Origin of the sequence: Sulfitobacter sp., assembly GCF_039977885.1 — a bacterium.
Classification (GTDB): Bacteria; Pseudomonadota; Alphaproteobacteria; order Rhodobacterales; family Rhodobacteraceae; genus Sulfitobacter.
On the sequence record NZ_JBDWCI010000003.1, the window covers coordinates 1 to 18785 of the forward strand.

The 18785-nt window shown below is 53.6% G+C and carries 15 protein-coding genes and 1 pseudogene; 9 read left to right on the plus strand and 7 right to left on the minus strand.

Annotated elements, in window-relative coordinates:
- The first annotated feature begins 392 nt into the window (after positions 1 to 392).
- On the plus strand, positions 393 to 1040 hold the full coding sequence (locus ABJM03_RS00595; protein ID WP_348414885.1) for a glutathione S-transferase family protein: 648 nt from the start codon (positions 393 to 395) through the stop codon (positions 1038 to 1040).
- 66 nt (positions 1041 to 1106) lie between these two features.
- On the opposite strand, the gene ABJM03_RS00600 is transcribed toward ABJM03_RS00595, so the two are convergent.
- From ABJM03_RS00600 to ABJM03_RS00615, 4 genes and pseudogenes are all read right to left on the minus strand, one after another.
- Entirely contained in the window at positions 1107 to 1253 is a 147-nt protein-coding gene (locus tag ABJM03_RS00600) for a hypothetical protein (protein ID WP_348414887.1), read from the minus strand.
- Positions 1254 to 1312: 59 nt separating this feature from the next.
- Positions 1313 to 1483, minus strand: a pseudogene (locus ABJM03_RS00605) (IS3 family transposase); the annotation flags it as partial.
- A gap of 385 nt (positions 1484 to 1868) precedes the next feature.
- Positions 1869 to 2183: a hypothetical protein gene (locus tag ABJM03_RS00610; RefSeq protein WP_348414889.1), complete on the minus strand. Its 315-nt coding sequence runs from the start codon at positions 2181 to 2183 to the stop codon at positions 1869 to 1871.
- Positions 2180 to 2602, minus strand: coding sequence for a hypothetical protein (locus ABJM03_RS00615; RefSeq protein ID WP_348414890.1), 423 nt, complete (start codon positions 2600 to 2602; stop codon positions 2180 to 2182). Before ABJM03_RS00615 ends, ABJM03_RS00610 begins: the two co-directional genes overlap by 4 nt.
- An 865-nt stretch (positions 2603 to 3467) precedes the next feature.
- Here ABJM03_RS00615 and ABJM03_RS00620 point away from each other — a divergent pair.
- The 3 genes from ABJM03_RS00620 to ABJM03_RS00630 all read left to right on the plus strand — a co-directional run bounded on the left by ABJM03_RS00620 (position 3468) and on the right by ABJM03_RS00630 (position 9833).
- Positions 3468 to 6656: a CHRD domain-containing protein gene (locus ABJM03_RS00620; RefSeq protein WP_348414891.1), complete on the plus strand. Its 3189-nt coding sequence runs from the start codon at positions 3468 to 3470 to the stop codon at positions 6654 to 6656.
- 64 nt (positions 6657 to 6720) lie between these two features.
- Positions 6721 to 8466 (plus strand): type I secretion system permease/ATPase, encoded by a 1746-nt coding sequence (locus ABJM03_RS00625; protein ID WP_348414892.1) that lies wholly within the window; start codon positions 6721 to 6723, stop codon positions 8464 to 8466.
- Positions 8463 to 9833: an HlyD family type I secretion periplasmic adaptor subunit gene (locus tag ABJM03_RS00630; protein ID WP_348414893.1), complete on the plus strand. Its 1371-nt coding sequence runs from the start codon at positions 8463 to 8465 to the stop codon at positions 9831 to 9833. Before ABJM03_RS00625 ends, ABJM03_RS00630 begins: the two co-directional genes overlap by 4 nt.
- Positions 9834 to 9841: 8 nt before the next feature.
- On the opposite strand, the gene ABJM03_RS00635 is transcribed toward ABJM03_RS00630, so the two are convergent.
- From ABJM03_RS00635 to ABJM03_RS00645, 3 genes are all read right to left on the minus strand, one after another.
- Positions 9842 to 10570, minus strand: coding sequence for a LysR substrate-binding domain-containing protein (locus ABJM03_RS00635; RefSeq protein ID WP_348414894.1), 729 nt, complete (start codon positions 10568 to 10570; stop codon positions 9842 to 9844).
- 462 nt (positions 10571 to 11032) lie between these two features.
- Complete coding sequence (locus ABJM03_RS00640) at positions 11033 to 11326, minus strand: hypothetical protein (protein ID WP_348414895.1); 294 nt, start codon at positions 11324 to 11326, stop codon at positions 11033 to 11035.
- A gap of 377 nt (positions 11327 to 11703) precedes the next feature.
- On the minus strand, positions 11704 to 12627 hold the full coding sequence (locus ABJM03_RS00645; RefSeq protein WP_348414897.1) for a LysR substrate-binding domain-containing protein: 924 nt from the start codon (positions 12625 to 12627) through the stop codon (positions 11704 to 11706).
- A gap of 112 nt (positions 12628 to 12739) precedes the next feature.
- Between ABJM03_RS00645 and ABJM03_RS00650 the strand changes: the two genes are divergently transcribed.
- From ABJM03_RS00650 to ABJM03_RS00670, 5 genes are all read left to right on the plus strand, one after another.
- Positions 12740 to 13393, plus strand: coding sequence for a pyroglutamyl-peptidase I (locus tag ABJM03_RS00650; protein WP_348414898.1), 654 nt, complete (start codon positions 12740 to 12742; stop codon positions 13391 to 13393).
- 13 nt (positions 13394 to 13406) lie between these two features.
- Positions 13407 to 15242 (plus strand): ABC transporter ATP-binding protein, encoded by a 1836-nt coding sequence (locus tag ABJM03_RS00655; RefSeq protein ID WP_348414900.1) that lies wholly within the window; start codon positions 13407 to 13409, stop codon positions 15240 to 15242.
- 71 nt (positions 15243 to 15313) lie between these two features.
- Positions 15314 to 16852, plus strand: coding sequence for an ABC transporter substrate-binding protein (locus ABJM03_RS00660; RefSeq protein ID WP_348414901.1), 1539 nt, complete (start codon positions 15314 to 15316; stop codon positions 16850 to 16852).
- Positions 16853 to 16923: 71 nt separating this feature from the next.
- Positions 16924 to 17850, plus strand: a complete 927-nt coding sequence (locus ABJM03_RS00665; protein WP_348414902.1) for an ABC transporter permease — start codon at positions 16924 to 16926, stop codon at positions 17848 to 17850.
- Complete coding sequence (locus tag ABJM03_RS00670) at positions 17851 to 18726, plus strand: ABC transporter permease (RefSeq protein WP_348414903.1); 876 nt, start codon at positions 17851 to 17853, stop codon at positions 18724 to 18726.
- The last annotated feature ends 59 nt before the right edge of the window (positions 18727 to 18785 follow it).

Below are 18785 nucleotides of genomic sequence, written 5' to 3' on the forward strand. Positions count from 1 at the left end.
GAGAGGTACTGGCGGATGTCGCTCAGATCGACGAACCGGTCTATCGAACGCAAAAGGTGGTCTTGTGGAACATGATCTTCCAACGAGAACTCATAAAACAGCGCCGCCTGTGCCTCCTGCTTTGGTCCCATCATCGTCAGATCCCCCGCTTTTATAGGGGAATTGAATCAGTCAAAGCTCTTCAAATCAACAAGAGTTTTTCAACAGAATTCGCCCTTCGTGTCGAGGATCCCCACCGACGCTTCCGGCCCACAGGAGACATTTAGCGATTATCCCGTCGCCGCCTTTGCTGATCGCCAAACCTGCCATTCGTCCATCGTGCCGCATCTTCAATGGTGGGGATGACGGCAATCCGCTACAAAGTACCAGTTCAACGCGGGGAGTAATGCTACATGAGCTACAAACTGTACTACGCGCCAGCAAGTGCATCATTGGGTGTCAGGGTCATTCTTGAAGAGATTGGAGTCGATTACGAACTCCTCCCAACCAGCACAGATACGGACAAACCCCGGCCGCAAGGTCAACTGGCATTAAATCCGAACGGCTGGATACCGGTTCTCATTTGGGATGAGAGCGCGATGTACGAGTGCGCTGCGATAGCGATATTCCTTTGCGATCGTCATCCTGAAGCGAAACTTGCACCTACGGTTAATGAACCCGAGCGCGGATTATTTCTTCAAACATTGGTCTATTTCTCTAATGCTGTGCAAAATGCGTTCCAGCTTGATTACTACCCAGATCGCTTTGCTGACACGCCTGCGACAGAAGCGAGTGCGCAACGCCGTGGTCTTCGACGTTTACGCGAGACATGGAAGGTTATTGACGATCAGATTGGAACCAATAAATGGGTGATTGGTGATCGTTTCAGCGCTGCGGACATATATCTATTTATGTTAACTACCTGGCTCAAGCCCTCGCGAGGGCAGCCATCGACACAAGAGTTTCCAAACGTAAAGCGTATCTCCGACGCTGTGGCGCAACGACATAGCGTGCAGGTTGTGTATGAAGAATGGATATCGGAACAGACAATGCACCGTTGAGTTTACAGCGAGGACCGAACGGCCAGAAGCGGACATTCGCTTGAAGCAGACGTGCCGCAGTGCAGCTTAGACCTTAGGTTTGGCGTCAATGCTTTTCCATAATTCGGCCTCATGGAGTGACACTTGAAGTCCATCAGGGAATTCAGCCGTGCCGACAATCACCATCAAGAGAGCATTCAATTCATGCTTTGAACGAGCGAACAGGTCAGCCATTGACGAAATATCTGTTCCAGAAGGCGTGGGAATGGATTGCGGGTGTCGTTCATTTGTCAGCCTGCGTCTCTCAGCAAGGTCGCTACCCTGCGGTAGCCATATCGGCTGAACTCGCGCGTTAGCTCGATCATATCTGCGATCAGGCGTTCTTCGTCAGCACGGCCTCGCGGCAACCGCAGTTGTGTAGATCTGTGCTGGCCCAACACGCGACAAACACGCCGCTCAGATATCTGTCGTTTCGACCGATACTAGTTTACCGATTAACGGATGGAAAAGAACTCTCTATCATGCGCTTTTAGCATCGAATGGGTTCATCAATACTGATTTTTCCAGCCAGCCAGACGAATAAGATGCATCCTGACCGAAAGCGGTCAGCTCTATAATCTTTATGGTTTTGAGTGGTATTTATTGTGGTACTAATTTTTCGTATATAGAAATTATATATTATTATCAATGTAAAACTGGAATATTAAGGAGGACTGAGTCTCCGCCATTTCACCCATCCAAATTGTTATTTTTATTTAAATAATGTTTTGTTTCAAGGTGTTTGATCCCCCCACTTGATCCCCCGGTGCATTCTGGAACAGTTCGGATCTCTATGCCCAGTGACGGTACTCAAGTAGTCGCTTTGGTGGATCTGAACTTAGGCACTGTATTATAGCCACGTTCTGGATCGTTGGCCCCTTGCTCTACTATCAAGGCCATCTCTCTAAGCCCAACCTCAACCTTGTCAGTTCCTTCGAACAAGATTTCTCTGCGGATGGTAAAGTCTTGGAGCTCTTCTTTTGTGAAGTCCGCTTCAACGCGGGTGTGGTTCCAACTGCCAAAATATCGGATCGTATGGCCATCTCTTCCAATGTCCTTGCCGATGTAAATTTTTCCGTTGGGAAAGGTGATCTTGTAGACGACGTACGCGAATTTTCTGGTCATTTCCTGCTCTCTAACCCCCAAGTTAGGTTTTTCCAAAATTGAATAGCATCATCTTTTGGACCTATCTCGTTAAAGGGTCCGCTATGTGTGCACTCCCAAGCCCTACGTAAAACTTCCACTTTCCTAACCACTAAACGCGCCACCTGAATAAGCTCATCCTGCTGTAATTGGAGAGGGGTTGACCAGTCGTCGGGCTTGTCAAAGTGCGCAACTCGCTTGTTTCGAATGACTTTGATTTCATTGTATCCTTCGTTCTTCTTGAACTCTGCGACAATCTCTTGCCTGCACTGTTCAGCTTGTTTTAGGATAGTATCTGTACCATGGTCTGCGTATTTAGATGCAATTCGGTGGGCCATCCCTTTGGATTGTTCCGATCTATCGCCGATATCGTTGCCTAGTGTCAGTATGGCTTTTTTCAAATGGGGAAGTGTTCCTATGTGGCCCCGCACTCCCTCCTGTTTTTCTATGGGTATCATTATCTGTTGGGGTGAGTTGTGTATACAGCGAGAGCGGGCATTGGATTGCCGGTTGAGCCAGCAGGGGTTTGACCAATTTAATAAACGGGGGCCGCTTACCGTGCAGCGGTTTCATCTGCAAAATACGGCTGAGCGCCCATACTACTCGGCTGACATGGAGCCGGTTCTATCATCGGCATAGGGCTGCGTGGGGCGCGCAAGCGTTCTGCGGGACAGAAAACGTGAGGCTCGATCGTGATTTTGAGCTGTGTCAGGTGGTTCGCTATCTCAAAACTCGCGTCATTTCTCTGCGTCATCTGCATGTACGACGATATTTAAGGGAGCTGGAAAAGGGCACCCCAGATACAATAGGTGCGAAAACTGGATCGGGACGGGGTGTTGGTTATCCCATGTTCAGGAAGGTCAGCCCGTTTTTATTAACAAAGTCGAGTGTGAAAAAACACCAGCATGTCAGGCAGGCTGAAGTTTTCCATATCGTTCGGTTTAGGCACCTTGGGGGTAGTAATTGCTATGGAAGGGGCGATTTTAGAACCAGAGAAGCCGAATCCGCTTCACGAGTGCAAACAAAAACGTGATCTGCCGCTATCGAATAAAGTGGGGCGAGGAGGGGGCAGGGCGTAGGGCACTGTTTTGTTGTGATAATTTGGATCGCCGCTTCACGATTTGCGTGAGTATTACTTCTGCTTATCGGATGTATTCAAAGGGAGAATTTCAAAAAGCAGTGGGTGTCTGCGCTTGGTGGTAGGGCGAAGATAGCAATCATTTGGTTCGTTCTTCGCAGTAACCGAAACTCTAGTGGAGATCGCCCATGCTATCCGAAATTCTTGCCAGCTTGCGTGCCAGACTGTTGACCACATCGACATTGGCTCAAGAGACCGTCCGCGATGGACAAACCCTGACCAACAACTTTTTCCAAAATGTCGTTGTCGACAACACCCCTGCTTTTATTCTCGATAATGATTTTGCACGGTTCCTGAACTTTGGCGAAGTTGAAACCAACAATGCAGATGCGGCTGTTTTGGTCGATGGTGAAGATGCGCAGCTTTTTAATTTCCGCTCCGGCGAAATCGACGCTGATGGCGCAGCTGCTACCGGTATTGAAGTCACCAACAACTCCAGTGCGGACATCCGTAACTTTGGCGATATTGCTGGCGAGCTGAATGGCGTTGAATTTACCGGCGCGGGTAGCTCGGGCACGCTCGATAACTTCCGTGGTGGTGTCATTTCTTCTGCCAGCCGCGCCGTTGAGATCGAAGGTGAAGGCATCAGTGTTCGTAACTTTGGTGACATCATCGGCACTGGCGATCAGCGCAACGGCACCATCTACACCAATGCGACGGCCGAAGATGTTAGCATCAGCAACTTCTCTGGTGGTACGATTGACGCGGGCGCTGGCAACAGCGGTGCGGGTATCTCGTTGCAAGTTGGTGATGAGGCGGGCGATGTAGTGTCCAACACGATCTTTAACGGGTTCGGTGCAACCATTCAGGGCCGGGGCCAAGCGGCGGCGAACACAGGCGGTGCTGGTGATGGTATCCGCATTGACGACGGGGCCGAAGGCGCCGTTTCGGACACCGATATCGTCAACAGTGGTTTGATTTCATCAGAAAGCAATCAAGGCACAGCGGGCGGTATTCGGATTGCCGATGGTGTTGCCGCCGAAGGCCGCATTGTGAACACTTCGACGGGTACGATCGAAGGCGTTGCCAATGGTCTTTACATCGGCGAGGGCGAGCATGATCTGGATGTGCTGAACTTTGGCACGATCCAGTCAGATAGCCGTGCTGTGAACATCGATGGCTCGGGTGTTGATCTGATCAACGGCGGTGACATTCTGGGGACCGACAACCAACGCAACGGTACAATCTATTCCGATGACACGGCGCGGGACTTCTCGATCAACAACCTCGCATCGGGGACAATTGACGCCGGGCTAGATAATCAGGGCGCAGGCATCTCGCTGTCTTTGGCCGAAGATGGCAACGGAGACATTGAGATCACCAACGCCGGTACAATTGCCGGGCGTGGCGCTGGTGCTGCGGGTGCAGGCAATGCCGGTGACGGTATCCGCCTTGAAGGTGTGCGCGTGGATGGCGGGTTTGCCCCTGCATTGTTTGATGGTGTGATCACCAACGCCGGGTCCGTAACCTCAGAGAGCAATCAGGGCACAACGGGCGCATTCCGTGCGGTGAACGGTGTGAATTTCCGCGGTGAGCTGGTCAACGAAGCCACTGGCGTCTTTGCCGGTGTGCAGAATGGTGTCTACTTTGGCACAGGCGATCACACAGGTGGTTCGTTTGTGAACCGTGGTTTGGTTTCCTCTGACAGCCGCGCGTTGAACATTGATGGGGTTGGCCTGAATGTCCTGAACGAAGGCGAGATCCTTGGTACCGGCGATCAGCGCAACGGCACCGTCTACGCCGATGGCACTGCGGACAATTTCACCTTTACCAACACAGGTTTGGTTGATGCAGGTGTCGGCAACAACGGTTCTGCGGTGTCTTTGCAAACCGGTGATGTGGCTGGTGATGTCGTATCCGCAGCCATCTTCAACGAAGGTGTTTTGCAAGGTCGTGGTGACGCGGTCGAAGGCAACACTGTTGGTGACGGCCTGCGCTTGTTCAGCAACCAAGAAGATGCAAACTTTGCGGGTCTGGTCCAGAACGACGGCGTTATTGCCGGGTCTTCGGACAGCGATGCGGCAGCAGGCATTCGGATTGATGGCGGGTTGAACCTGCTTGGCGCGATCATCAACGATGGCGAAATCACCGGTCAGGTGAATGCCATCGACGCGACAGAAGCGGGCGATGTGACTTTCGTCAACGATGATGAAGGTGTGGTAAATGGTAACGTGTTACTCGGTGCCGGAGATGACATCGTTGTGGACCTCGGTCAAATCAACGGTGTTCTGGATGGCGGCGCAGGCGATGATGTTCTGATTGCAGGCAGTGGCGACAACGTGATTGTTGGCGGCCTTGGCAATGACTTTATCGAAGGCGGCGAGGGGTCTGACACGGCTGATTTCTCGGACCAAGATGTCGCGGTGAACGTCAACCTTGGCTCTAACGGCAATGGCACAGCGACCCGCGAAACCGGGTTCTCGACTTCGGTACAAGATGTTGTCGTTGGCGCGTCCCTGCAACCAACAGACAATATCACTGACGGTGCCGGGTTTGTGTCTGAAGCCCTTGCCGGGAACCTCTACTACAATATCCACACGGCTGACTTCCCCGGTGGGGAAATTCGTGGCCAGCTCGAAGTGATCAGCGACACAGGCACAGGCCATGGTCGTGTCATCGAACTGGCAGGCTCGCTGGATGCCTCTCAGGAACCTGGTCCAACATCAGACAGCGCAGCCACAGGCACAGCCACGCTGACCATCAGCTTCAACGAAGCGGGTGAAGTGGTTTACTCCTCTGAGTTGTCTGTGACGGGCCTGAACGAAGCAGACCTTCTGACACCGGTTCCGGGTGCTGTGTCGGCTATCCACCTGCACAACGCACCTGCAGGCATCAACGGCCCCATCGCGCAAGATACGCTGGTGGATGCCGGAGCAACCATTGACGCAGGCGCAACCACGGGTGTGTCCGGTCTGGATGTCATCGACGAAGTGTTCGAAACCGATGTTCTCAGCTCGATCGAGAACGTCATCGGCTCGAATGATGGCGACGTGATCATCGGTTCAGATGTGTCCAACACCCTGAACGGTCAAGACGGTGATGACGTGCTGAACGGGCAGGGCGGCGACGACGTGCTGCTGGGCGGCGAAGGTTCTGACACGTTCACCTTCGAGGGCCTGTTTGGCAACGACACCATCGGTGACTTCGAGGTTGGTGTTGACCGGTTGGACTTCTCCGATTTCGGGCCGGATTTCGCAGAGAACCTGCAAATCACCCAGAACGGTGAGGATGCGGTTTTGACCTTCTCCTCGGACGCCTCCGTGCGCCTTGAAGGGATCAACCGCGCTGATCTGCTCGAAGACGATTTCATCGCCTAATCCAACAGCTTGAGGTGGCGGCACATGCCGCCACCTTTTCACCCTGAAAAAGAGATCACCCCCCATGTTTCAGAAAAAATCCACCGTCACATCCGCATGGCGCACGCTGCGCCCCGGATTTACCGCCATCGGCTTCTTTAGTCTGATCCTGAATGTCCTGATGCTTGCTGGCCCGCTTTACATGTTGCAGGTCTATGACCGTGTGTTGACCAGCCAGAATTTGGATACATTGACAGCGCTTAGCATCTTGCTCGGTGGCGTATTTGTCGTAACCGGCTTGCTGGATTTGATCCGCATGCGCATCCTAAGCCGCCTGGGTGCCAAGTTCGAGCTGGCAATTGGCGCGCCCGTTCTACAGGCCTCCATACGGCGCCGTGTGCAGGGGGCGTCATCTGCGGAAAACCCTGCCGCTGATGTTAGTGGATTTCGTGACTTTATTTCGGGCCCCACGTTGATCGCGTTTTTTGATGCTCCGTGGATCCCACTTTATCTTGGGGTGCTCTACGTGCTGCACCCTTACATTGGCGCACTTGGTCTTGCGGGTGCGTTGCTGTTGACAATTATGGCCTTGATAAACAATGCGCGGTCTTCGGAGGTGATGCAGGACGCATCCCGCGCGCGTGCGAGGTCAGACGGTTTGTTCACGTCAAGTGAGCAAAACGCAGAGCTTGTCCAAGCGATGGGTATGACTGGTGATCTCGCCCGCCGCTGGACAGCTCTGCAACATAATGCGCATTATCTGAAATCCCGTGTCGGTGACCGGCTGGCCAATTTTTCGGTGATGTCAAAAACGATCCGGATGGCATTACAATCGGGTATGCTGGGGCTTGGGGCTGCTTTGGCCGTTGCGGGGGAAGCCACGGCAGGTGTGATGATCGCGGCCACAATCGTTCTGGCGCGCGCGCTGAGCCCTATTGATCAACTGATCGGGCAATGGCGGACGTTTTTGGCGGCACGCGGCTCTTACAAAAGCTTACGCGCCTTGTCTGAAACCTACCCGGAGCCCGAGCCGCGTTTGGCCATGCCGCGACCACAATTGTCGCTGAGTACTGCCATCGCGCAAGCGGGACCACCGCTGGCCAAGAATGCGACGATTGGCGGGGTCGAATTTGCCCTCTCCGCAGGCGATGTCGTGGCGGTTATCGGCCACAGCGGGTCCGGAAAATCAACGCTGGCAAAGATGTTGGCAGGCATCTGGATCCCGCAACGCGGTGCAATTCGTCTCGACGGCACGCCGATGGACAAATGGGACCCCCAAGAGCTGGGCGGCTTGATCGGATATCTGCCGCAGGACGTACAGCTGTTTGATGGAACAATCCGCGAAAACATCGCGCGGTTCTCGACTTCTATCGACGACGGCAAGGTACTGGCCGCCGCGGTATCCGCAGATGTGCACGATCTGATCAGCAACCTGCCGGATGGCTACGCCACCGAGATCGGGAATGGCTTTCATCTATCGGGGGGGCAGCGCCAACGTATCGCATTGGCCCGCGCGCTATATAATGATCCATTCCTTCTGGTTCTGGATGAGCCGAATTCCGACCTTGATGGTCAAGGTGAGCTGGCATTGAAAAATGCCATTCGCGAAGCGAGTCAGCGTGGAGCAATCACATTTGTTATGACCCATCGCCCAAGCACTCTGGAAGCCGCCAACAAGGTTCTCACCTTGAGTAAGGGCAAGCAGACGGGTTTTGGTAAAAAGGAAGATGTCCTGCGCCCCCGCCAATCAGAGCACGCCGTGGAAAAAGCGCCTACGCCGCTTGTGGCCCGTGCAGCAAAACAAACTTTGGTAAAAGGAGCTGCCCAATGAGTTCTGCTCTCTCTCCTCTCTCGGCAAAGCCTGTTCTTCGCCTCGAAGATTACAATCTTGTGCAACCCAAATCCGCAGGCGCTGGCATCAAGGGGTTTGTCGCCTTTGGCCTGTTCGTCGTCGCCGGTTTTATCGGTGGGTCCGCTTATTGGGCAACGGCCTCAAAACTGGACGGCGCTGTCGTGGCTCCGGCAACGTTTGTTGTCGAAGGCAATCGCCAGACGGTTGAACATCTGGACGGTGGCATTGTCCGCACGATTGCGGTCCGTGACGGGGATCTGGTTGAGGCCGGCCAGACCCTGTTTGAACTGGACCCCACAGAACTGAACGTCAATCTCGACGTAGTCAAAAGCCAACTCAGCGATTTGGTTGTCCGCCGTGCGCGGTTGCAGGCCCAATTACAAGGTGCCGACAGCTTTGCGGTGGAGGATGTCGCGACCACGTTAACGGTCACAATGGACCAGACCGATTGGGCTTCTGCCTATGCGACGCAGAAGTTTCTATTTGACGCAGCATACCGGGCGCGCGCCGCAGAAGGTATATTGTTGGAACAAAGGGTCGCCAATCTTGAGGATCAGGTGCGTGGTTTGCAATCACAACGTAACTCGAACCGTCAACAGTTGGAGATCACCATGCAGGAGTTGGCCAACCTTCAGACACTGTTCGACAAAGGTCTGGTTGCGGTGGGGCGCATTAATGGCCGCCGGGTCGAGGTCGAGCGGCTCAATGGTGTTGACGCGGCACTTGCCACTCAAGAAACGCAGACCCGCAACCAAATAAACGAGCTACGCCTAACGGCAACTGCAACGCAAAGGCTTCAAGACGAAACCGCCTCCAACGAACTGTCACTTGTTGAAGCATCTTTGGCATCCATCGTGCCACAGTACGTGGGTGCCGTAGAGCGTTTAAAGCGGGTCACGATCACGGCACCGGTCAGCGGGCGCATTGTCGAGATGACAGTGTTCACCGCAGGCGGTGTTGTGCGCCCGGGTGCTGCGTTGCTTGATATTGTGCCTGCGGACCAGCCATTGGTTGTCGAGGCCCGGGTCGACACTGCCGACATTGAAAAGCTGTTTATCGGTCAATCATCACGCATACGTCTGTCCGCATTTGATGAAGATGAGGTCCCCGAGGCCGTAGGGCAGATCATCGGCATTTCAGCGGACAGCCTTGAGGATGAACGGACAGGGCAATTCTACTATGTCGCACAGGTCAAGCTGGACGATGAACAAAGCAACCAGATCGCCGGGCTGGATCTGGTGCCGGGTATGCCTGCTGATCTATTCGTCAACACTGGGGAACGTACAGCCCTCAGCTACCTCGCCCAGCCGCTCAGCAAACGTCTTGCGCGGACATTCATAGAATGATCCTCGCGTCACGCCTTGAATGTAGGCGTGACGCCCTTTGGGGGGGAGTGTTGGATATAGGCTCCAACCTTGGCCAGCAGGGGTTTGCGTGGACAATTCAACCGCGACGCGGCACCAAGATTGCGCATATTGCCGGGGGCTTTGAAAGGAATGAAAGACAGCGGCCATGAATCCTGGCGGAACTGCTCGGCTGCCAAGGCAGATACAATGGTGCAATCGTCTGAATGGCAGATATGGCGACAAATGGTTTCAAAACGCATCGCAGTCAGATCGAACCGCTTGGCGGCGCGGGTGTTCCGATCCGGTTTTGGCAGTCGATCTTCCAATTCGTAACCGAACGAATGGGGCAACCGGATAAAGTCATGACTAGGGACATCTTCGGGTGCAATTGATGGCAATGTCTCAAGCGGATGCCCTTTTCGCACGCCAAGAAACAGGGGTTCGTTCCAGATCGGTGTGAAGTCGAGATTGGAGTTGTGATTGAGCTCGGCAACGAGCGCCACGTCCAATGTGTAATCTTCAACCATTTGCAACATGTTCTGCGGCAAATCTTCGATCATCGTGACCCGCATTGTCGGAAAAATCGAATTGAACAACTCGGAAAAATACTGGGTAAGATAGGGGGCAAGCGTCGGGGTAAGGCCAATGTTGAATGGCAAGGCTTCGGGCGCGCGGTATTCAACTGCTGTGTCCTTGATCCTTTGCGCGTTGTTCAACACATCTTGGGCGATTTCCACCACCCTCTGACCACATGCTGTTAGTCTAACATCCCCGCTCAATCTTATGAATAAGTCGGTTCCCAGCTCCGCTTCCAGTTTTTTGATCTGGTTTGAAAGAGCAGGTTGCGAAACGTTACACTCGGCTGCGGCAGCACTAAAGTTGCTAAGCCTGGCTACGGCGACGACATATTCTAGGTCGCGTAAATTCATCTTACTTCTCTGATATGGTAAAAACGACATGGGCGGCGGGCCAAGAGATAGGAAAGCAGCTTATGCGCCTAACCCGCAAAAGATAGGTAGCCTCGAATGGAGCCAAGCTCAAATCAGGTTCATGTAAAATCTTGGTGTAAGGCGCGCAGAAACCCAAAGCGCAGGAGAGTTCGCGCGTTTAAGTGCGGGAAATCATGCGAGCCGACATGTCCAATCGCCAACTCGCACTCGTAATTGCCGCATTTTTCAAATGCATGCCGGGAAGGCAATCTATCCCAGCACCGCCGCCAAAAATAGTGCGGCGAAACTGATCGCAACATATGAGATTGCCATGAGCCACTTCCTCCGAAGCCCAGGAAATATGAGGCCCGCCGTAAATCGAATGAAGTTATTTTGGAAGCTATTTTGCGTATTGGAAAAATTCCACGAAGCAACCCCAAGCTTGAAGGCGGACACCCCCATAATAGTAAAAATCATCTTGCCGTGCCAATAGAAGAAGATGCCGAACGCTATGGCGAAATTGACAAATAGCGCGTTATACAAGGTGAGGCTGAAATCAGACATGTCGATATGTTAGGGCTTAAATGCGCTGGGAACAGCGCGCGATGCAGACCTGGCCGGCTCTAAACATCCAGCATTAAGGGCCCGTTAGGACCGTCGCTGCGTAACGCATGAACGACCGCTTTGTCGGTTGGTATGCATAAGTGTGACGATTTACTTTGACGACTACTGTCGATTTTCAGCGATAACGGGCGATAGATTTGATGCCGCTCAGCATTTGAGATCTTTGCGGCGGTTTCACCGAAAGGCGGCTGTATGTGCAGGGTTGGAAATGCTTGATGTTCGGGTCGTAAACTGGCCCGGTATCTCTATTTCATGCATACATTGCTGTATCGTTGATCTGACTTTCATTCCCTTGCAAGAACAGTGAAGCGGTAAATCTAGCTCTCGAATGGTGATGCTTGATAATTTTCCCTCTCAAATGTTTTCACGTGGTTGCGTAGTATTTTGATAAAATCGCGGGCCATTCTTGATAGCGGTTGGTCTTCGGGCGTTGCGACGACGTAGGGATATTCAATTTTCGGCTCAAACGGTTTTACGACAACACCGTTGCGGCACCATGGTACGGCTGCAAAAGGTTCGATCAGGCCAATCGCGAGGTTTTGAGCGATCATCGCATACCCCGTGTGCGAACTTTGGGTCCCGAAATCAGAGCGGAATTGTATTGCCGCTTCATTGAGGACGTTCTGGGTGTCATCCCAGTTCATATTTCCCTGGGGCATGATCCGTAACACGTTCTCACCGGCGAGGTCTTCCGGTGTGATAACGTCTTTACGGGTGAGGGGGTGCGTTTCATGCATGGCGCAAATATGGGCGACATTGGCTAAGGTCATTTGCTCAATGCCGGGTAAGTCCGGAAACGCATGGGCGATTCCCAGATCTGTCTGAAACGTTTGCAGCCGCAGCGCGATCTGGGAGAATGGTGCCGTTTCAATTTCCACTGCCGCTTTTTTGTGCGTTTGGTGGAACTCCTCTATAGCTTTGGGAAGAACACCCGTTGAAAGGGCTGGCGTCGCGCTGATCTTGAGGGCGCCACCGCCTTGTTCTCTTATCTGCTTGGCTGAGTTTTCCAGCTCATCAATGCCGATAAAGAACCGTTCGACGCCGTTAAAGAACTTGAGCGCTTCAGGGGTCGGCACGAGGCGGCCCTTGACCCGATCGAAGAGCTTGAAATTCAGGTATATTTCGAGCTCTCCAATAAGCCGGCTGACAGCGGGTTGTGTCACGCACATCAAGTCTGCGGCCTTGGCCGTTGTTCCTGTTCGCATGACATTTCTGAAGGCTTCGAGTTGGCGATGCTTCATCCGGATTCCTCGTTTAGGTATTAACTTTAGGCATGAAGTTATAAGTTTAAATAACTTGATGTAATGCGGCTTTCTAGCTCTCTTTTCTGAAACCTTTGAGGATTGAGAGAAAATGAAAAAGCCAAAGATCTTGATCGCCGGATACGGTAGCTGGGCAAAGGCAAAGGAGAATCCAGCGCAGGCAATCGCGTTGGAATTGGGCGCTTGCACGTGGGCCTGCTGCGATGTGGTTGGCGTCGCGATGCCTGTTGATACGGTTACTGTTTCCGCTGAAATCGACAGGCTTCTCACCGAGCATTCTCCAGATGCGTGGATTGGCGTTGGCGTATCATCGGCTGCGAATGTTCAGGCCGAATTTATCGGTATCAATTGGCGTGCCTTCGATGTTCCCGATGCCGGCGGCAAAAGCATTAACGGAGCGGAGGTCATCGAGGGCGGACCCCCAGCCTATTATGCAACCCTCCCTAATTCAGAGATTGTGGAGGCGATAAAGGCCGCGGGCATCCCGTCAGAGCTCTCGTTTCATGCGGGGACACACCTGTGCAACCAGATGCTTTACACGACGGCGCATCAGATCAAGGCGCGCGGTCTGTCCACTTTGACGGGGTTTATTCACGTTCCCAGAACACCCGCCAATATATTGGAATTAGACGATCGCAAGATGAATCTACCGTCTATGAGCCTCGCGCTGAGCAGTGAGGCGGTCGCGTGCTGCGTTGAAACAACTGCGCAAGCCCTCATCGAACAACTCGAAAAAAGGGCGTGAAGAAACCATGAACATGCCTGTGACTTCCTCCTCTCCGATCCTTTCGGTTCAGGACATGACCATCGAGTTTGGTAGCGGTGATTATGCTGTGCGTGCGGTCGATGGATTGTCTTTTGATTTGCAGGCGAACAAGACACTGGCGATTGTGGGCGAGTCCGGGTCGGGCAAGTCGATTTCATCGCTGGCGTTGCTGGGGTTGCTTAAAAATATCGGGGGCAACGTCACCACGGGCAGCATCGCGTTTCAAAGCGCATTGTTGGGAGAAACGGTCGATCTCGTGCAGGCATCCGAGCAGGTGTTGCGAAAAATCCGTGGCAATGAAATCGCGATGATTTTTCAAGAGCCGATGACCTCGTTGAACCCGGTGTTCACCATTGGCGCGCAGATGGTCGAAACCTTGGTGCTGCACCAAAGGCTGAGCAAAAAAGACGCCCGCGCAAAGGCGCTGGAATTTCTTGATCTGGTGCGGCTGCCCAATGCAAAGCGGCTGCTGGACAGTTATCCGCATCAACTGTCGGGCGGGATGCGTCAGCGGGTGATGATCGCGATGGCGATTTGCTGTGCGCCGAAAATCCTGATCGCGGATGAGCCAACGACAGCGCTTGATGTGACCATTCAGGCGCAAATCCTGCACATTATCCGCGATCTTCAGGCCGAGCTTGGGACGGCGGTTATCTTTATCAGTCACGACATGGGCGTGGTGTCCGAGATGGCCGATGATGTTTTGGTGATGAAGGCCAGCAAGTTCGTTGAATTCGGCACCGTGAAAGAGGTTCTTGGCGCGCCGAAAGAAGAATACACAAAGGCGCTTTTGGCGGCGGTTCCACGGATCGGCAGCATGACGGGAACGCAGGCACCACAGCTTTTTGACATCCCCGGTGAGACGGCGGCGTCGACGGTTGGCAAACCGATCAATGAGGTGATCGACACCAGTGCCGCACCTGTTCTGGAGATCGAGGACCTGACCACGCGGTATGATATCCGTGGCGGGTTGTTGAACAAAGTCACCCATAGGGTTCACGCCGCCGAAAAGGTGTCTTTCAAGATTTACCCCGGTGAGACACTGGCCTTGGTCGGGGAATCCGGCAGCGGGAAATCTACGGTTGGTAAAACGATCCAGCAGCTCGTTGAGCCGGTTTCCGGCGCGATGCGGTATCACGGGCGTGATATTTTCTCGTTGCCGGCTGCGGACCGGAAGGCGTTTCAGAAACAAACGCAATATGTTTTCCAAGACCCCTATGGTTCGATGAACCCACGAAAAACAGTGGGGGAAAGCCTTGTTGAGCCAGCTTGGGTGCATGGGCTTGTGACAAGCAAGGCGCAGGCGCGTGATCTGGCTGCGGACCTTTTGACCAAGGTGGATTTGCCTGCCGAATACGCAGGGCGCTATCCGCATCAATTTTCCGGTGGGCAACGCCAGCGGGTTTGCATTGCGCGGGCGCTGGCCTGCAACCCGAGCTTGGTGATTGCGGATGAAGCGGTGTCAGCACTGGATGTTTCGGTGCAGGCGCAGGTCGTAAACCTGATGATGAAGCTGCAGGCCGACCATAACCTTTCCTACCTGTTCATCACCCATGACATGGCGGTGGTCGAACGGGTCAGTCACCGCGTTGCTGTGATGTATCTGGGGCAGATCGTTGAATTGGGCACGCGCCAACAGATTTTCGAGAACCCGCAACATCCCTACACAAAGCGCCTTTTGGCGGCTGTTCCGGTTCTGGACCCCGGTCATCGGCCTAATCGCCCGCCGCTTGAGGGAGAAATCCCGAGCGCCACGCGCGCTGTGGGGGATGAGCCAGAACTTGTCACGTTTCGACAGGTTAGCGAGGGCCACTTCGTGGGCACCTAAGACTGTCGCTTTTTGAAAACCACCAAAGACAGGGCCGCAAAGGCTCGAATTTCAACTGAATGGAGAACGAGATGTCATCAACGAAAAATCTTTTTGGGAAAGGCGCTTTGCGCGCAGCTCTTTTGGCGACGACCCTATGTGCGGTTGCGCCTGCCATGTCCTTTGCCGAAACCGTGTTGAACGTGGCGCAGCGCCAGGATCCGCAGAACCTTGATCCGATCGACACGTTCCGTTTGTCTTGGGGATCGATTGCCAGCAACGTATTCGAAGGCTTGGTGTTCCGTGGCGAAGATCTGCAATTGCAGCCGGGTCTCGCGACAGGGTGGGAGTTTCTAGACGATGAAACCCGTATTCGTTTCACGCTGCGCGAGGGCGTAGAGTTTCACAATGGTGAGCCGTTCAACGCAGAGGCCGTTAAATACACCTTTGACCGCCTGCTGGGCGAGCAGGGCGAGCAAGGGCCACAGCGCAGCAACTACACTTCGATCAGCGAAGTTGTTGTTGTGGATGAGTTCACTGTCGATTTCATGATGGAACGCCCTGATCCTGTGTTGATCACAAAATTGGCGGGCTACGGTGCGATGATCGTTCCGCCGAAATACATCGAGGAAGTTGGCGAAGAAGCTTTCGATATGAAACCGGTTGGCACAGGCCCGTTCATGGTTGCCGATTATCAACCAACCATTGGTGCGCGTCTTGAAAAATCTGACAGCTATTGGAACGGCGAGGCAAAAGTGGATGTTGTCGATATCCGCTTCATCTCTGAGGATGCGACACGGATCGCCGAGCTGTTGTCTGGCGGCGTCGACATTGCGTTGAACATCCCGAAACCATCCGTCCAAACCATTCAAGCCAACGAAAACGTAGACCTCGTTTCTGTTGATGGCCCGACAGTTGTTATCAACCGCTTCAACACGAAAACCGGTATCACCACCGACCCGTTGGTGCGTCGCGCCATCGCGCATGCCATTGATACAAACGCGATCATCGAGGCGATGCTGGGCGGATTGGCCAGCCCGATCTCAAGCGCCCAAGGCGAAAAGTCATTCGGCAACGACCCTGCGCTGGTTCCCTATGCTTACGATCCTGAACGCGCCAAATCCCTGCTTGCAGAGGCGGGCATTGAGCCTGGTACCGAGATCACGCTCGATTTCCCGGGCAATCTGGATACGTTCCGTGAAGTATCGCAGGTTATCGCGGCCTATCTGGATCAGGTTGGGCTGAAGCTGAACGTGCGCCCGCATGAAAGCAGCGTTTACTTCAACGATGTTCTGCCGAACGGTAAAACAGGTGAGCTTTACTACTTTGGTTGGGGCGGTTGGACGTTCGATTTCGATAACACCGCTTATCTTTTGTACCACACTGGCGAGCGTCAGAACCCGTATATTGAAGATGCAAAGCTGGACGAGCTTTTGGACGCTCAACGTGCGACCTATGACACGGATGTGCGCCGTGATGCTTTGCAGGCGGTTGCGAACTATGCCTATGAAAATGTCCTTGATCTGCCGCTGTACAACGAGGCCACGCTTTATGGTGTGAACACTGGCGTGCAAGGTTTCGTTCCTGCGCCGGATGATCGGGCGCGTTACATGAACGTCACGGTCGAGTAACGCCCTGTCATTTTGGCCCGGGGTTATCTTGCCTCGGGCCAAAGCCACACTTTCCCAACAAGAGTACAGCCATGCCCATATTGCGGTTTATTCTACAACGTGCCTTTCAAGCGGTTCTTGTGACCGTGGCTGTGACGTTATTCGTCTCTTTCGCCATCCGGTTGACCGGCGATCCCGCAATCATGCTTGCCGGCGATTCAAGTGGCGTGACCGAGGAGGATCTTGTCCGTATCCGTGAGGCGCTGGGGTTGAACCAGCCGTTCCTCGTTCAGTATTGGGATTTTGTTAAAAACCTTGTGACGTTTGATTTTGGCGACTCTTTCTTCAGGGGCTCGATCAAGGATCTGATCGCGGTTGCTCTTCCGTCGACCTTGTTGTTGGCATTGGCATCTATGGCTGTGTCCATCGTTATTTCCATCCCACTGGGCATCCATTCGGCCCTGCATAAGGGGGGGATTTCGGATCAGATCATTCGTGTCCTTTCTTTGGTGGGCTTGTCGTTCCCGAACTTTTGGCTGGGCATTATGCTTGTCTTGTTGTTTTCGATCACCTTTCCGATCTTTCCTGCGTCGGGCTTTGGAACGTGGTCTTCGCTTGTTCTGCCGGCGGTCACGATTGGTGTTATTCTGACGGCCACAAATGTGCGTCTTGTCCGCACCCAGATGTTGGACACGCTATCGGCGCAATATGTGATGGTGGCGCGGGCCAAAGGGTTGAGCGAATGGTCCGTTGTCTACAAACACGCGCTGCGCAATGCCGCGATTTCGATTATCACATTCCTTGGCCTGCAATTTGGCAACCTGATTGGTGGTCTTGTGATCATCGAATTGGTGTTCAACTGGCCGGGTATGGGAACCTTGTCGATCGAAGCGATTTCACAGCGTGACTATCCATTGCTGCAGGCGACTGTCTCCATCCTCGCGATCATGATCGTCGCGGTAAACCTGGCTGTGGACCTTGTCTACGGTCTGATTGATCCTCGTATTCGGGTAACCTAAATGTCAGATATCCATACCTCTCCCAACCGTAGCTGGTTCGCCCGCTTTATCCGAAGCCGCTACGCAAGTTTCGAATTCCTTGCCGGTAGCTTTCTGACGTTTTCCTTGGTCGTGCTGGTCTTGCTGTCTGGCGTTTTGTTTCCCGATGGCGGGACAAAGGTGAATTTGATCGCACGGTTAACCGAGCCTTTCCAGTCAAGCGCATTCCCCTTGGGAACAGACCCGTTGGGCCGCGATATTCTGGCGCGGATTGTGCATGGTGGGCGGATCTCTTTGTTGGTTGGTGTGTTTTCAGCACTTGGCGCGGTGGTCGTCGGGACGATCGTTGGGCTTTTTGCGGGATATTACCGTGGTTTTCTGGATGCATTCGTGATGCGCTTTGCCGATGTTCAGCTTGCGCTGCCCTTCATCCTGATGGCCATTACGGTGATCGCCATTGTCGGCCCCGGAATAGACCGGATCATTATTCTGATGATTGCGTCCCAATGGGTGCAATATGCGCGCCTTGTGCGGGGGGCAGTGCTTAGTTTGCGCGAACGCGAATTCGTTCAGGCGGCGCGCAGCTATGGGCAGTCCAATTTCAAGATTATCTTTAGCCATATCTTACCCAATGCGATGGGCCCGTTGATCATTTTGCTGACGTTGAATGTGGCCAACAACATTCTATTGGAAAGCTCGCTGACGTTCCTTGGGTTGGGCGCTGATCCGCAAACGCCAAGCTGGGGCGGGATGCTGTCAGAGGGTCGCAGCTATATCCAAACGGCATGGTGGGTCACCGTGTTTCCCGGAATTGCGATCATGTTGACGGTGCTGGGCCTGAACTTGCTTGGTGACTGGCTGCGCGATGAGATGGACCCGCTGGGGCAGACGCGGTAATTGCTGCGTCAACTCTGACCTGCCGCCAGCGGAATATCCTTGTCGGTCAAAGAAAGACC